General features: G+C 66.7%; 17 protein-coding genes and 1 other RNA gene. 13 read left to right on the top strand and 5 right to left on the bottom strand.

Annotation, left to right across the window (positions count from 1 at the left end; genetic code table 11):
• Nucleotides 1-57: 57 nt before the first annotated feature.
• From rpmG to rnpB, 3 genes are all read right to left on the bottom strand, one after another.
• Nucleotides 58-225, bottom strand: a complete 168-nt coding sequence (gene rpmG, locus E4S58_RS11630) for a 50S ribosomal protein L33 (protein ID WP_007799108.1) — start codon at nucleotides 223-225, stop codon at nucleotides 58-60.
• Nucleotides 226-410: 185 nt separating this feature from the next.
• Complete coding sequence (locus E4S58_RS11625; RefSeq protein ID WP_136636558.1) at nucleotides 411-1241, bottom strand: PRC-barrel domain-containing protein; 831 nt, start codon at nucleotides 1239-1241, stop codon at nucleotides 411-413.
• 223 nt (nucleotides 1242-1464) lie between these two features.
• Nucleotides 1465-1881: RNase P RNA component class A (gene rnpB, locus E4S58_RS11620), an RNA gene on the bottom strand.
• Between the two features lie 101 nt (nucleotides 1882-1982).
• Here rnpB and E4S58_RS11615 point away from each other — a divergent pair.
• The 13 genes from E4S58_RS11615 to E4S58_RS11555 all read left to right on the top strand — a co-directional run bounded on the left by E4S58_RS11615 (nucleotide 1983) and on the right by E4S58_RS11555 (nucleotide 13607).
• On the top strand, nucleotides 1983-3272 hold the full coding sequence (locus E4S58_RS11615; RefSeq protein ID WP_205965383.1) for an MFS transporter: 1290 nt from the start codon (nucleotides 1983-1985) through the stop codon (nucleotides 3270-3272).
• 114 nt (nucleotides 3273-3386) lie between these two features.
• On the top strand, nucleotides 3387-3842 hold the full coding sequence (locus E4S58_RS11610) for a universal stress protein (RefSeq protein ID WP_136636557.1): 456 nt from the start codon (nucleotides 3387-3389) through the stop codon (nucleotides 3840-3842).
• A gap of 37 nt (nucleotides 3843-3879) precedes the next feature.
• Nucleotides 3880-4398, top strand: coding sequence for an alpha/beta fold hydrolase (locus tag E4S58_RS11605; RefSeq protein WP_136636556.1), 519 nt, complete (start codon nucleotides 3880-3882; stop codon nucleotides 4396-4398).
• Between the two features lie 94 nt (nucleotides 4399-4492).
• Nucleotides 4493-5056 (top strand): NifU family protein, encoded by a 564-nt coding sequence (locus E4S58_RS11600; RefSeq protein ID WP_136636555.1) that lies wholly within the window; start codon nucleotides 4493-4495, stop codon nucleotides 5054-5056.
• Nucleotides 5046-5684: a tRNA (adenosine(37)-N6)-threonylcarbamoyltransferase complex dimerization subunit type 1 TsaB gene (gene tsaB / locus E4S58_RS11595; protein WP_136636554.1), complete on the top strand. Its 639-nt coding sequence runs from the start codon at nucleotides 5046-5048 to the stop codon at nucleotides 5682-5684. Before E4S58_RS11600 ends, tsaB begins: the two co-directional genes overlap by 11 nt.
• Nucleotides 5681-6094: a GNAT family N-acetyltransferase gene (locus E4S58_RS11590; RefSeq protein ID WP_136636553.1), complete on the top strand. Its 414-nt coding sequence runs from the start codon at nucleotides 5681-5683 to the stop codon at nucleotides 6092-6094. The genes tsaB and E4S58_RS11590 overlap by 4 nt, the downstream gene beginning before the upstream one ends.
• Before the next feature lie 149 nt (nucleotides 6095-6243).
• Entirely contained in the window at nucleotides 6244-7239 is a 996-nt protein-coding gene (locus E4S58_RS11585) for a BMP family lipoprotein (RefSeq protein WP_136636552.1), read from the top strand.
• Between the two features lie 325 nt (nucleotides 7240-7564).
• Nucleotides 7565-9169 (top strand): ABC transporter ATP-binding protein, encoded by a 1605-nt coding sequence (locus tag E4S58_RS11580; protein WP_136636551.1) that lies wholly within the window; start codon nucleotides 7565-7567, stop codon nucleotides 9167-9169.
• Nucleotides 9162-10256 (top strand): ABC transporter permease, encoded by a 1095-nt coding sequence (locus tag E4S58_RS11575; protein WP_136636550.1) that lies wholly within the window; start codon nucleotides 9162-9164, stop codon nucleotides 10254-10256. The genes E4S58_RS11580 and E4S58_RS11575 overlap by 8 nt, the downstream gene beginning before the upstream one ends.
• Before the next feature lie 3 nt (nucleotides 10257-10259).
• On the top strand, nucleotides 10260-10886 hold the full coding sequence (locus E4S58_RS11570; protein WP_136636549.1) for a LysE family translocator: 627 nt from the start codon (nucleotides 10260-10262) through the stop codon (nucleotides 10884-10886).
• Between the two features lie 3 nt (nucleotides 10887-10889).
• Entirely contained in the window at nucleotides 10890-11870 is a 981-nt protein-coding gene (locus E4S58_RS11565) for an ABC transporter permease (RefSeq protein ID WP_136636548.1), read from the top strand.
• A gap of 52 nt (nucleotides 11871-11922) precedes the next feature.
• Nucleotides 11923-12843 (top strand): sulfite exporter TauE/SafE family protein, encoded by a 921-nt coding sequence (locus E4S58_RS11560; RefSeq protein WP_136636547.1) that lies wholly within the window; start codon nucleotides 11923-11925, stop codon nucleotides 12841-12843.
• Complete coding sequence (locus tag E4S58_RS11555; RefSeq protein ID WP_136636546.1) at nucleotides 12840-13607, top strand: TIGR02186 family protein; 768 nt, start codon at nucleotides 12840-12842, stop codon at nucleotides 13605-13607. The genes E4S58_RS11560 and E4S58_RS11555 overlap by 4 nt, the downstream gene beginning before the upstream one ends.
• Before the next feature lie 121 nt (nucleotides 13608-13728).
• On the opposite strand, the gene E4S58_RS11550 is transcribed toward E4S58_RS11555, so the two are convergent.
• Together E4S58_RS11550 and E4S58_RS11545 are read right to left on the bottom strand one after the other, a co-directional pair.
• Nucleotides 13729-14613, bottom strand: a complete 885-nt coding sequence (locus tag E4S58_RS11550) for a lysophospholipid acyltransferase family protein (RefSeq protein WP_136636838.1) — start codon at nucleotides 14611-14613, stop codon at nucleotides 13729-13731.
• A 78-nt stretch (nucleotides 14614-14691) separates the two neighbouring features.
• Nucleotides 14692-14970: an HPr family phosphocarrier protein gene (locus E4S58_RS11545; RefSeq protein ID WP_136636545.1), complete on the bottom strand. Its 279-nt coding sequence runs from the start codon at nucleotides 14968-14970 to the stop codon at nucleotides 14692-14694.
• Between the last annotated feature and the right edge of the window lie 4 nt (nucleotides 14971-14974).

Raw genomic sequence — 14974 nt, 5'->3', positions numbered from 1 at the left:
CTGAAAAGGCCGCGCTCTGCGGCGCGGCCTTTCATGTCTTTCAAGGGTTTGGCGATCTTACTTGATCTTGCCTTCCTTGTATTCGACATGCTTCCGCACCACGGGATCGTACTTTCGTACGGTCATCTTTTCGGTCATGGTACGCGCGTTCTTCTTGGTCACGTAGAAATGGCCCGTGCCCGCGGTCGAGTTCAGACGGATCTTGATGGTCGTCGGCTTCGCCATTTTCTCATCTCCTGCACCGGGCACAGCTATGCCCGCGAAATCTCATGAAGCCCGCCTTTTACGGCGAATCTCGGCCATGTCAACCGCCGATCGGCGGATCTGGCGCCACATGGTGCGCAAAAAGGAGGGCAGCTTGCGCTGCCCTCCCCCTTCTCCCGTCAAGGAGACCCCTCAGGGACGAGGTATCATTCGGTCGGCTGGGCGGTGCCGCCCATCGTGCCACCCATGGTGTCACCGCTTGACTGCATCTCGGTCTGCTGCTGGGCAGCGGCCTGATCGGCAGCGGTCACGAAGGTCGGCGCGGCTTCAAGGTCGGACTTCGATGCCGAGGTCACCAGACGCGGCGTCCCTTCGTTGTCGATCACGTCAAGCGCGGCCATTTCCACGGCGACGTCTTTTTCACCAAGGCCAAGGAAGCCGCCCACGCCGATCACGACGCCTTTGACGGATCCGTCCAGACCGATGATCAGGTCGTTGATGTCACCGACATTTTCGTCAGAGCCATTATAGACGGTCGCGCCCAGCAGATCTTCGGCAAGCACCGTGTCGGCGTCCTGCATGGTGATCTGGCCTTCCACCGGCTTGGCGGGTTCTTCGGCGGCCATCTGTTCGCTTTCCTCGACCATTGCGCCGTCATCGGTCGCAACGTCCGTCGCAGGTGCTGCGGTCATGCCGTCCTGGGCAGGCTGGGTTTCATCCGTCGCCAGATCGGTGTCGTCCTCGGCCGGGGCGGCCTCGTCCGTGGCCATGTCGGTCTCTTCCTCGACCGGCGCGGCTTCGTCCGTGGCAACATCTTCGGCCGGGGCCATCGTGTCGTCGGTGGCACCTTCGTCGGCAGCCACATCGGCCGAGCCTTCGGTGGTCGATTCGACGGCAGCACCCTGGTCGGCGTTCTGCTTGATCTCGGTGTCGACAGTGGCGGCCGAATCGTCCGTCTGGGCATAGGCCAGCACGGGGGTTGCGGCGAGCATGGTGATAAGGGCGCCACGGCTAACGGTCTGAAGCATGCGTTTCATGGATCATCTCCTCTGTGTGTCCATATGGAGAAGCCAACCGATCATCCCGATCCAACCTTCGCCGGGGGCCAGCTCCTGTCGCTGTGGGGTAACAACGGCGGGGTCCCGGGGGACGTTCCGGACGGGGTTTGGCCTGTGACGCGGCTTCCCGCCTGCCGCAGCGCAGAAAAGCAGCGGGTTCCCACCGATCGCGGGTGAAACGACGCCTTTGCGGGGCGGATATGTGCACGGAGGGCCTGTAAGCCGGATTCTGTTCCCCGCCCGAAGGCGGTTCGATGACCATTCATCTAGACGCCGGATTGCCCCGACGCCTCTAGCTGCCAACCCGGACTTCCGGGCCAAGGCGGCCCTGCGGCGGTATCCGGGCGAACCCGGACCTGCCCCGCGCGAAGTCCCTATTCGGCATTGCTCCCGGTGGGGCTTGCCATGCGGGTCCGGTTGCCCGTCCCCCGGTGCGCTCTTACCGCACCGTTTCACCCTTACCCCGTGTCGCCGGAGGTTACCCTCCGAACAGGCCGGGGCGGTCTGTTCTCTGTGGCGCTGTCCCTGGGGTTGCCCCCGCCGGGCGTTACCCGGCACCGTTGCCTTGTGGAGTCCGGACTTTCCTCGGATCGAAACCCGCAGCCATCCGGCCCTCCGTGCACGGAACGGGCGATAGCGGCCGGGATGCGGGGCGTCAACTGCCGTGCAATCGCGCACCTGCAGCATCGCCAATTGACCGATCGGTAGAATAGCGCGAGGGTGCCGGCGCGGATCCTGGACCGAGCCGCGTCCTGTCCCACCCCTGCCCCCCGGAGAGCCACCCTGTCCCTGCGCACCAAAGACGACACCCTGCTGATCGTGATCGGCGCCGGGCTGCTGCTGTCGCTGGCCATGGGCCTGCGGCAGAGCCTGGGCATCTTCATGCAACCGATCACGGAAGACCTGGGGATCGAGGTGGCGCAGTTCACCGTCGCCATCGCGGTGCAGAACCTGGCCTGGGGCGTGTTCCAGCCCTTCGCGGGCGCGCTGGTGCCGCGCATCGGGTTCCGGGCGGTCATGCTGATCGGTGCTGTGCTGTATGCGTCGGGGCTGATCGGCCTGTCGATGGCGACCTCGGCGCTGCACGTCATGATGACCGCCGGGCTGCTCATCGGACCGGCCATGGGCTGTGCGGGCACGGCGATCACCATGGCCGTGACCTCGCGCGCGGTGCCTGCGGCCAAGCGCAGCCTGTATCTTGGCATCATCTCGGCCGCCGGTTCGGCGGGCGCGCTTTATGCCGCGCCTGTCGGGCAATGGCTGAACACCTCCATCGACTGGCACGCCGGCATGATCTCGTTCGCGGCGCTGGCCTGCCTGATGCTGCCCGCCGCCTGGATCGCGGGCCGGATCGACCGCCGCCCGGTGCCGCCGCCCCCCGCCAGCGCGACCGAGGCCGCCACGGCCCGCGCCGCCCTGCACGCCGCGATCCGCAATCCGAACTTCGTGGTCATGGCGCTGGCCTATTTCGTCTGCGGCATGCAGCTGGTCTTCCTGACCACCCACCTTCCCGCCTATATCGCGCTCTGCGGACTGGACCCGATGCTGGCGGCCACCGCGCTGGCGCTGATCGGGGGCTTCAACATCGCCGGATCGCTGTTCTTCGGCTGGGCCGGGGGCCGGGTGAACAAGCAGGTGCTGCTGGGACTGATTTATGTCTGCCGGTCGCTGGTGCTGGCCTGGTATTTCACCGAACTGCCGACCCCGGCGACCACGATGATCTTTGCCTCGGTCATGGGGTTCCTGTGGCTGGGCGTCGGGCCGCTGGTCGCCGGATCAGTCGTCGACATGTTCGGCCTGCGCTGGCAGGCGATGCTGCAGGGGCTGGCCTTCATGTCGCACCAGTTCGGCAGCTTTACCGGCGCGCTTGGCGGCGGCTGGATCTTCGATCTGAACGGCAATTACACGCTGGCCTGGCAGCTGGGCGTGGGCATGGGCCTGACGGCGGGGGTCATCCAGATCGCCTTTGCCCTGTCGCGGCCCGCAGCCCCGCGGGGCGCCCCGGCCTGAACGGCACCCGCGCCGCGTTTGGCCCTGCCTGGCACGCCGCCGTGCACAGCCGACAGTTACCCGTGGACGCGCCCCGGCCCTTCCGCCATATTCCCCCGGAACCGGAGGCCGACCATGCGCAAGTTCCTCGTCATCCTGGATGACAGCCGTGAATGTCTGAACGCCATGCGCTTTGCCGCCATGCGCGCCGCCCACACGGGCGGAGGGGTCACGATCCTGTCGGTGATCCCGCCCGAGGAATTCCAGCACTGGATCGGCGTGGCCGACATCATGCGCGAAGAGGCCCGCGAGCGGATCGTCGTGCATTTCGAGGTCTTCGCCAAGTGGATGCGCGACCGGCAGGGGATCGACCCCGAACTGGTGATCCGCGAGGGCGAGCCGGTGCCAGAGATCCTGGCCCAGATCCGCGAAGACGCCGACATCGGCGTGCTTGTCCTGGGCGCGGGGACCGAGAAATCCGGCCCCGGTCCGCTGGTCAGCCAATTGGCCCGCGCCTCGGGGTCGTTGCCGGTGCCGGTCACGATCGTGCCGGGCGACCTGTCGAAGGAAAAGCTGGAAGCCATCACGTGAGCGCCGCCGTGGATCGACCTGTGGCCCGACCCGGGTCGTGACGCGGATCCTTTTCGCCCACGGCGCGGGGGCCACGCCCGACGACCCGCCCCTGCCCGCCCTGCGCCGTCTGCTGGGCCCCGGGTATCAGATCACTGCCCCCGACCTCGGCCCGCCCGACCCCGACACCTGGACCGCGACGCTGGCGCCGCTGCTGCGGCAGATGGAAAGCGCGATCCTGATCGGTCATTCGCTTGGCGGGTCGCATATCCTGAAAACCCTGGCCGAGCTTGGCCCCGCCGTCACCCCGCGCGCCTTTGTCGGGCTGGCCTGTCCGCTGTGGGGCCAGCCGGGCTGGGACGTCCCCGGGTTCGCCCTGCCCGCCTATGCGCCCGAGGCGCTGGCCCGCCTTCCCATCCGGCTGTTCCATGCGCGTGACGACGACGTGGTCCCGGTCGATCACCTGACGGCGTGGAAGGCGCTGCTGCCGCAGGCGCGGCTGTACCCGGTCGAGCGTCAGGGCCACCAGTTCACCGGGGACCTGTCGGCGCTGGTCATCGCGCTGTCGGAACTGTGACCGCCACCGCCCCGTAATTTAGAATCGTTCCAAATCTTGACGTCCGACCACGGCAGGCGCATATAGGGGACGTCAGCCAAAAAGGGGACTGCAGATGTTCATTCAGACCGAATCCACGCCGAATCCGGCCACGCTGAAGTTCCTGCCCGGCAACACCGTGCTGCAGGCCGGCACCGCCGATTTTCCCACCGCCGACACCGCCGGGAAATCCCCGCTGGCGACGCGCCTCTTTGCCGTCGACGGCGTGACCGGCGTGTTCTTCGGCACCGACTTCGTCACCGTGACCAAGGCCGACGCGGTTGAGTGGGACCATATCAAGCCCGCCCTGCTGGGCGCGATCATGGAACATTTCCAGTCCGGCCAGCCGGTGATGGACGAAGGCGACCAGCCGTCGTCGGGCCACGCCGAACACCATGGCGAAGACGGAGAGATCGTCGGCCAGATCAAGGAACTGCTCGACACCCGCGTCCGTCCCGCCGTGGCGCAGGATGGGGGCGACATCACCTTCCATGGCTTCGAACGCGGCGTCGTCTACCTGCACATGCAGGGCGCCTGCGCGGGCTGCCCGTCCTCGACCCTGACGCTGAAAATGGGGATCGAGAACCTGCTGCGCCATTACATCCCCGAGGTGACCGAGGTCCGCCCCGTTGCGGTCTGAGCCGCTCACCCTCGGGTTCGACACATCGGCCGCGCATTGCGCGGCCGCTTTGCTGTCGGGCGACCGGGTGATCGCCGCCCGCACCGAAGAGATGACGCGCGGCCAGGCGGAACGGCTGTTTCCCCTGCTGGAAGAGGTGCTGACCGAGGGCGGCGCCACCTGGGCCGACCTGTCGCGCATCGGCGTGGGCACAGGCCCCGGCAACTTCACCGGCATCCGCATCGCGGTCAGCGCGGCGCGCGGGCTGGGGCTGTCGCTGAAGGTGCCCGTGCTGGGCGTGACGAGTTTCGAGGCGCTGGCGCTGGACCTGCCCGGGGGCACGATCGCCACGGTCGCCGCCCCGCGCGACCGGATCTACGTGCAGACCGGCGGGGACGACCCACGCCTGATCGCGCTGGAGACGCTGGAGGACGAGGGCCTGCCACGGGGCGCCACATGGGTCGGCGCGCCCGCAGACGACTGTGCCGACCGCCTTGCGGGCCAGGCCACCGCGCCGCGCCATCCGCTGGCCGAGGCCATCGCCCGGATCGCCGCCCGGAAGACGCCCGGACCCGCCCCCGCACCGCTCTACCTGCGCCCCGCCGACGCCGCCCCGGCCCGCGACACGCCGCCCGTGATCGTTCCGTGACGCCTTCGGAACTGGCGGCCCTGCACGCCCGCGCCTTCATCATGCCCCGTCCCTGGTCGGCGGCGGAAATCACGGATCTCCTGGCCTCGCCCCTCGTCTTCGTGGTCGAGCTGCCGCAGGCCTTTGCCATGGGCCGCGTGATCGCCGACGAGGCCGAGCTGCTGACCATCGCCACCGATCCCGACGTCCGCCGCCAGGGGCTGGGCCGCCGCTGCCTGGACGCCTTCGAAGACACCGCCCGCACCCGCGGCGCCACCACCGCCTTCCTTGAGGTTGCGGCGGACAATGCCGCCGCGCGCGCCCTATACCTTGGAAACGGCTGGCAGATTTCCGGTACCCGGCCAAAGTATTACCACGCGCCCGACGGCCGCCGCGTCGATGCCCAAATCCTTGGCAAATCACTCGCCTGACGTGGCGCAAGATTCAGCATCTGCCCGGGCAGTGGGCCGGATTCACCCTTGACCCTTGCCCGGGCCACGGCCTTAATCCCATCTGATCAACCACGATCTGCCGTAAGCGGGGTGGGGCCAACCACCCGCTGCCAACTGGGAGACTACCTATGACCCTCATGACCAAATTCCTTGGCGCCGCTGCCGCTGTCGCGCTGACCGCCGGCGCCGCCATGGCCGAACCTGCCCTGATCTTCGATCTGGGTGGCAAGTTCGACAAATCCTTCAACGAAGCCGCCTTCGGTGGTGCGACCCGTTGGGCCGAGGAAACCGGCGGCGAGTTCCGCGAGATCGAGCTGCAGTCCGAAGCCCAGCGCGAGCAGGCGCTGCGCCGCTTTGCCGACGCGGGCGCCAACCCGATCGTCATGACCGGCTTCGCCTTCGGCAACGTGCTGTCCGAAGTGGCCCCCGATTACCCCGACACCAAGTTCGCGATCATCGACATGGTCGTTGACGCGCCGAACGTCCGGTCTGTCGTCTTCAACGAACACGAAGGGTCTTACCTGGTCGGCATGATGGCCGCGATGGCGTCTGAATCCGGCACCGTCGGCTTCATCGGCGGCATGGACATCCCGCTGATCCGCAAGTTCGCCTGCGGCTATGCCCAGGGTGTGAAGGCCGTGAACGCCGACGCCAAGGTCGTGGCCAACATGACCGGCACCACCCCCGCGGCCTGGAACGACCCGGTGAAGGGGTCGGAACTGACCAAGGCGCAGATCAGCCAGGGCGCGGACGTCGTCTATGCGGCCGCTGGCGGCACCGGTGTGGGTGTCCTGCAGACCGCGGCCGACGAAGGCATCCTGTCGGTCGGCGTGGACAGCAACCAGAACTACCTGCACCCGGGCCAGGTCCTGACCTCCATGCTCAAGCGCGTCGACAACGCCGTCTATGACGCGATGACCGCCGGCACCGAGCTGGAAACCGGCATCAACGTCATGGGCATCGCCAACGGCGGCGTCGACTATGCGCTGGATGACAACAACGCCGAGCTGGTGTCCGAAGAGATGAAGACCGCCGTCGACGACGCGAAAGCCAAGATCGCCAGCGGCGAGCTGATGGTTCACGACTACATGGCAGACAACACCTGCCCCGCGCTGGACTTCTGATCCGGTGAATGATCCGGGGGCCGCGCATTCGTGCGGCCCCCTTCCTTTTTCCAGCTCTTTCGGAGCATGTTCAATTCAGGTTCGGCCATGGTGCTCTGTTCGAGCAACTTCGCCCTGCGGCACGCCGGGCAGCGCCCCGCAGCCCCGAAAGAGGATTGCAGAGCAATCGCTCGAAAGGGGACCCTCCCCCCGGGAGGGCGCATCTTCACCGGCCCGCACCTGACGAACGGCATGATTGCGACACTGGATCTCTCTATGACTATCTTGCAAGCGCCCACCCAGGCTCGGGCGCTGCCCTTACCGATACCCGTTCGGGGGACACATTATGACTGACACCGCCCCCGCCATCGAACTCAAAGGCATTTCCAAGGCCTTTGGCCCCGTGCAGGCCAACAAGGACATTTCCATCCGCGTGATGCCGGGCACGATCCACGGCATCATCGGCGAAAATGGCGCGGGCAAGTCGACGCTGATGTCGATCCTCTACGGCTTCTACAAGGCCGACAAGGGCGAGATCTTCGTCAATGGCACCAAGACCGAGATCCCCGACAGCCAGGCCGCCATCGCCGCCGGCATCGGCATGGTCTTCCAGCACTTCAAGCTGGTCGAGAATTTCACCGTGATCGAAAACGTCATCCTGGGCGCCGAGGATGGCGCGCTGCTGACCCCGTCGATCTCGAAGGCGCGCAAGTCGCTGAAACAGCTTGCGGAAGAATACGAATTGAACGTGGATCCGGACGCGCTGGTCGAAGACCTGTCGGTCGGGCACCAGCAGCGGGTCGAGATCCTCAAGGCGCTGTATCGCCAGGCGGATATCCTGATCCTCGACGAACCCACAGGCGTGCTGACACCGGCCGAGGCCGACCACCTGTTCCGCATCCTCGACAACCTGAGGAAAGAGGGCAAGACGATCATCCTGATCACCCACAAGCTGCGCGAGATCATGGAATACACCGACACCGTGTCGGTGATGCGGCGGGGCGAGATGACCGCGACCGTCAAGACCGCCGAGACCGACCCCGAACAGCTGGCCGAGCTGATGGTCGGCCGCAAGGTGCTGCTGCGCGTCGACAAGAAGCCTGCCACCCCGGGTGACGTGGTGCTGTCGGTGCGCGATCTGAAGGTCACCGACAGCGCAGGCGTCGAGCGGGTGAAGGGCATTTCCTTCGATATCCGCGCGGGCGAGATCTATGGCATCGCGGGTGTCGCGGGCAACGGCCAGTCGGAACTGATGGAGGTGCTGGGCGGCATGCGATCCGGCACCGGCACCATCACGATGAACGGGCAGGAGATCGACCTGACCGGCAAGTATTCCGACGGCCAGTCGCGCCGTGCGCGCGGCATCGGACACGTCCCCGAGGACCGGCATGACGAGGGGCTGATCCTCGACTACACGGCCTGGGAAAACATGATCTTCGGCTATCACCGCGATCCCGAATGGGGCACCGGCCCGCTGATGAACAATGCGGCGATCATCAAGGAGGCCGAGGCGAAGATGGAACGCTTCGACGTCCGCCCGCCGATCGCCACGCTCAAGGCCAAGAACTTCTCGGGCGGGAACCAGCAGAAGATCGTGCTGGCCCGCGAGATCGAGAAGAACCCCGACCTGCTGCTGATCGGCCAGCCGACGCGCGGCGTCGACATCGGCGCGATCGAGTTCATCCACCAGGAGATCATCCGCCTGCGCGACGAGGGCAAGGCGATCCTGCTGGTCTCGGTCGAGCTGGACGAGATCCGGTCGCTGTCGGATCGCATCGCGGTGATGTTCGACGGCCAGATCATGGGCGAACGCGACCCCGCCGCCGCCGACGAACGCGAACTGGGCCTGCTGATGGCCGGGATCGCAGGCGAGCCGGACAAGCCCGACCACATCGCGGTCGAAGAAAACCTCACCGCCGTCGAACATGGAGAGGCGCCGAAGCATGGATAAGATGCCCGCATGGGCCGATGTGGTCCTGATCCCGCTGATCTCGCTGCTGCTGGCGGCGCTGCTGTCGGCGCTGGTCATCCTTGGCATCGGGGAAAACCCGATCGACGCCTTCAAGCTGATGGTCGACGGGGCGCTGATGCGGTCGTCGGGCTGGGGCTATACGCTGTATTACGCGACGAACTTCATCTTTACCGGGCTGGCCGTTTCGGTCGCCTTCCATGCGCGGATGTTCAACATCGGCGGGGAAGGCCAGGCGATGCTGGGCGGCCTGGGCGTGGCGCTGGCCTGCCTCTACGTGCCATGGCCGCACTGGAGCCTCGCGATCCTCGGCTCGTCCATCGGCGCGGCAACCTTCGGCGCGGCCTGGGCGTTGATCCCGGCCTATCTGCAGGCGAAACGCGGCAGCCACATCGTGATCACCACGATCATGTTCAACTTTATCGCCGCGGCCCTGCTGAACTACCTGCTGGTCAACATCCTGCGCCCCGTCGGTGCGATGGACCCGGCCACCGCGCAGTTTGCCGAACCGACGCACCTGCCGACCTTCCAGGACATGTTCTCGACCGCCGCGATGCCGCTCTTCCGGGGCGCGCCGGCCAATGTCACCTTCTTCCTGGCGCTGCTGGCCTGCGTGCTGGTCTGGCTGCTGATCTGGCGCACCCGCCTGGGGTACGAGATCCGCGCCTACGGCTGGTCGCAGACCGGCGCCAATTACGCGGGCATTTCCGGCACCAAGATCATCATCATCGCCATGCTGATTTCCGGCGGGCTGGCCGGCATGATGGCCGTGAACACCACGCAGGGCGAGGCCGAGCGGCTGATCCTCAACATGACCGAAGGCGCGGGTTTTATCGGGATCGCGGTGGCGCTGATGGGGCGCAACCATCCCTTCGGCGTGCTGCTGGCGGCGATCCTGTTCGGCTTCCTCTACCAGGGCGGCGCCGAGCTGGCGCTCTGGACCTCGATCCCGCGTGAGCTGATCGTGGTGATCCAGGCGCTGGTGATCCTGTTCACCGGAGCGCTCGACAACATGGTGCGGATGCCCCTGGAACGGCTGTTCCTCGCGATGCGCCGGAAGGAGGGCTGAGCCATGGCCGAATACCTGCCCGGCTTCCTGGCCGCCTATTCGATCCTGCTGGTCGCCGTCCTGTCGCCCGGTCCCGCCGTTGCCATGCTGCTGGGCCTGGGCCTGTCGCGCGGGCGCGGCACCGCCGTCATCGCCTCGGTCGGGGTGGCCACGGGGGCGGCGACGATTGCGCTGCTGACCATGCTGGGCGTCGGGCTGTTGCTGCAGAAGGCCGCCTGGGCGATCACCCTGCTGCGGCTGGTCGGATCGGCCTACCTGCTGTGGCTGGCCTATGGCGCCTTTCGCAAGGCGCTGAACCCGCCGCGCGTCGCCGCCGCCGAAATGCCGCCGCTGTCGCCCGCGCGCGCCTTCGCGACCGGCTATCTGCTGCAGATCACCAACCCCAAGGCGATCGTCTTCTGGCTGGCCATCGCGTCGATCGGGGCGACCACGGGCGCACCGCTGACGATCAAGGCGGCCTTCCTGGTCGGCGCCTTCGCGATCTCGCTGACCGGGCACATGGGCTATGCCATCGCGCTGTCCTCGGCCCCGGTGCGGCGGACCTATCAATCGGCACGGCGCGGCGTCGAAGCGACGCTTGGCCTGTTCTTCACCTTCTTCGCCTTCAAACTGGCAACGAGCCGGAGCTGAACCATGGATTTCCTGACACTCGTCCAGGTCCTCGACTCGACCATCCGCCTGGCCACACCGCTGCTGCTGGCCTGTCTTGCGGGCCTCTTTTCCGAACGCGCAGGCATCTTCGACATCGGGCTTGAAGGCAAGATGCTGGCCGCCGCCTTCTTCTCGGCCGCCGTGGCCTTCATGACCGGGTCGGTCTGGGTCGGCCTGCTGGCCGGGATCGGCGCGTCGATGGTGCTGTCGGCGCTGCATGGCGTGGCCTCGATCACCTTCCGGGGCAATCAGCTGATTTCCGGGGTGGCGATCAACTTCCTGGCCGCCGGCATGACCGTGCTGATTGCACAGCACTGGTTCAGCCAGGGCGGGCGCACCCCGTCGCTGTCCGGCGCCGCGCGGTTCGAAGGCATCGTCTGGCCCGGCGCCCTGACCCGGATCCGCGACATCAAGGAAGCCGGACCGCTGATGCAGGTCTATTCCGAGCTGATCTCGGGCCATTCGATCCTTGTGTACATGGCGCTATTCGCCGTGCCCGCGACCTGGTGGATCCTGTACCGGACCCGGTTTGGCCTGCGCCTGCGTGCGGTCGGCGAAAACCCCGCCGCCGTGGACACGGCCGGCGTGTCGGTGGTGGGGCTGCGTTTTGCAGCCGTGGGGATCTGCGGGCTGCTGTGCGGCATCGCGGGGGCCTACCTGGCGACCGCGCTGCAGGCGGGCTTCGTCAAGGACATGTCGGCAGGCCGGGGCTATATCGCCCTTGCCGCGCTGATCTTTGCCAAGTGGCGTCCCTGGTACGCCCTGATGTCGACGCTGCTGTTCGGCTTCCTGCAGGCGCTGGCGCTGCGACCCGACCTGATCGAAACCGCCGTCGGCGTGAAGGTGCAGGTGCAGCTGCTGGACGCCCTGCCCTATATCCTGACCGTGATCATCCTCGCGGGCTTCGTCGGCAAGGCCATTCCGCCGCGTGCCGGCGGCGAGCCCTACGTGAAAGAAAGATAACTGGCGGCGTTGCCTCTCTTGCGGCAACGCAGCATCCGGCTTACGTAAGGCCATGCAACTCTACCTGCCGATAGCCGAAGTTTCGGTGAACATCTTCCTGCTGTTCGGGATCGGCGGGATCGTGGGCATCCTGTCGGGCATGTTCGGCGTCGGCGGAGGCTTTCTCATCACGCCGCTGCTGTTCTTCGTCGGCATCCCGCCGGCCGTGGCGGTTGCGACCTCGGCCAACCAGATCGTCGCCTCGTCTATCTCGGCCGTACTGGCCCACCTCAGACGCAAGACCGTCGACCTGCGTATGGGCAGTGTCCTGCTGACCGGCGGCCTGATCGGATCGGCCGTCGGCGTCGTGATCTTCAACTACCTCCGCAGCCTCGGCCAGGTCGATCTGCTGGTGAACCTGTGCTACGTGGTCTTCCTGGGCACCGTCGGCGGGCTGATGCTGGTCGAAAGCCTGCGCGCCCTGCGCCGGGCCCGGACCGCAGGCCCCGCGGCCCCGCGCAAGCCGCGCGGACAAAGAGGCTGGATCTACATCCTGCCCTTCAAGGTCCGCTTCCGTACCTCGGGCCTCTATATCTCGGTCATCCCGCCGATCCTCGTGGGGATGTTCGTGGGTATCCTGTCGGCCATCATGGGCGTCGGCGGCGGCTTCATCATGGTGCCCGCGATGATCTATCTGCTGCACATGCCCACCAAGGTCGTGATCGGCACGTCGCTGTTCCAGATCATCTTCGTCACCGGCTTTACCACCCTGGCCCATGCGGTCACGAACCAGACCGTCGACCTGCCGCTGGCGGTGGTCCTGCTGCTGGGCGGGGTCATCGGGGCGCAGTTCGGCACCAGCATCGGCGCCCGGATGCGCGCCGAACAGTTGCGTATCCTGCTGGCGCTTCTGGTGCTGGCGGTCTGCGGCAAGCTGGCGCTGGACCTGCTGCTGCCCCCGGCCGAACTTTACGAGATCGGACCGGCCGTATGAGACGCCTGATCGCCCTTCTGATGTTCCTGGTCGCCCCCGCCGCCCCTGCCGCCGCGCAGGAGGAGATCGTGCTGGGCCTGAGCCAGGACCGCGTGCGGATCACCACCAACTTCGACGGGTCGGACCTGCTGATCTTCGGCGCGGTGAAACGCGAAAGCCCGATCACCGACACCCCGCTGGACGTGATCGTCACCGTGGCGGGGCCCGCGACCCCGGTGATGATCCACCACAAGGCGCGTCGCCTGGGCATCTGGGTGAACGCCGAAACCGTGCGTCTGCCCGAAGCCCCCAGCTTCTATGCCGTGGCCAGCACCGGGGCGCTGCACGAGATCCTGCGCCAGACCGCCGACCTGCGCCATTCGATCACCGTGCCCCGGGCCATCCGGCGGGTCGGCGCGGCTTCGATGACCGACCACCCGCAGGATTACATCGACGCGCTGATCCGCATCCGCAGCGCGAGGGGGCATTACCAGAACCTGGAACGCACCGTGCAGCTGGACCAGCAGACGCTGTTCCGCACGCGCATCACCCTGCCCTCGGACCTGACCGAAGGCAGCTATGACGCGCGGGTCTTCCTGCTGCGCGAGGGCAGAGTGGTATCGCGGTTCGATACGGCGCTGGATGTCCGCAAGGTGGGGCTTGAGCGGTGGCTTTACACGCTCGCCCACCAACAACCGCTGCTTTATGGATTTCTGGCCCTGGCCATCGCGATCGCGGCGGGCTGGCTGGCATCGGCGGCTTTCCGGGTGATCCGGTCGGGATAACATCGCGGCGGCTGGTGACTGGCCGGAACGGGGCCTGGCGAGGCGTCCGCGATACAAGGCCGCCCCGGCGGGTGCACCGCAGGCGATCCTGTCATCCGAACGACAGCGAAAGGTCGCCCTGTCAGGCCCGCGTCGCATCCCCGAGCGACAGCGTGTGATCCCGCAGCCAGGCCATGAAACCGCGCGGGTCGGACTGCAACATCTGCATCTGGTCCTCACTGATCGGATCGCCGACGACCGGCGCCTGCGGCTTGTTGCAGCTGTGCACGATCTCATGCAGCAGCAGCGCCTGGCGCAGGATCGGGCTGATCCGGTTGGCCATCTGGTACCAGCGGCTGTTGGAGCCCGGGAAGAAGATCGGCACCACCCGCGCGCCAGACCGGCGGATCATCTGGGCGGTAAAGACGTTCCAGTCGGCCTCGATCGCGGGGCCGAACATGGATTTCGACGCCGCCACCACGCCCGAGGGGAACAGCGCGACAAGCCCGCCCTCTTTCAGGTGCGCCATCGCCTTGGCGCGCATTTCCACCGACTTGCGCTGCGCGTCTTCCTCGTGCGGGAAGGGCACGGGGATCATGTAGCTCGACGCGACCTCGTCAATACCGGTGAGGATCTGGCGGGTCAGGATCTTGTAGTCGTTGCGCACGCGGCCGATCAGATCGGCGAAGATCATGCCGTCGACCATGCCGTGCGGGTGGTTCGCCACCACCACGACCGGGCCGTCCTTGGGGATGCGGGCCAGCTGATCCGCCGGGGTCAGCAGGTCGATCCCCATGGTATCCAGCGTCGCCCGCCAGAAGGCCTGCCCCTGAGGCGCGCCGCGTTTCTCGAACTTGCGGATCATCCGGATGATCGACACCTTGCCGGTCATCCATTCGATCGCGCGGATGATGTTGCGCCGGTAGGGATCGTCGAACGAAGTCGAATAGGTCAGCGACCGGCGATCGTACTTGGTGAAGGTCAGCGGCTGGTCCGGCCCCGCATCGCGCGGGCGATCGGACTTCACGAAATCCGTCCGGTTCTGGGTACTGTCAACCAAGGGGGATCCCTTCGCCTGCTGTCTGCGGACCCGTGGCCCGCCCGCCTACATGTTCTCTCCGAACCTGTCTGCAACAAGCGCTTCAAGCGCGTCGGCAAGGGCCTCTGCATCCGGTCCGGAGGTTTCAACCTCAATAGAGGTTCCCTTGGACGCTGCCAACATCAAAAGGCCCATGATGCTGTCGCCACCGGTGGACATGCCGTCGCGGCAGATCTCGGCGCGCGCGTCAAAGGCTTCGACCACTTCGACCAGCTTGGCCGAGGCCCGCGCGTGCAGGCCTTTTTCGTTCACGATCTTCAGCGTGCGATGGACGGAACTGGACATGGAC

It is taken from the genome of Pseudooceanicola onchidii (assembly GCF_004959925.1).
Taxonomy (GTDB): domain Bacteria; phylum Pseudomonadota; class Alphaproteobacteria; order Rhodobacterales; family Rhodobacteraceae; genus Pseudooceanicola; species Pseudooceanicola onchidii.
Note: the sequence above shows the minus strand (reverse complement) of the source record. Positions and strands in the feature narration are given on the sequence as shown.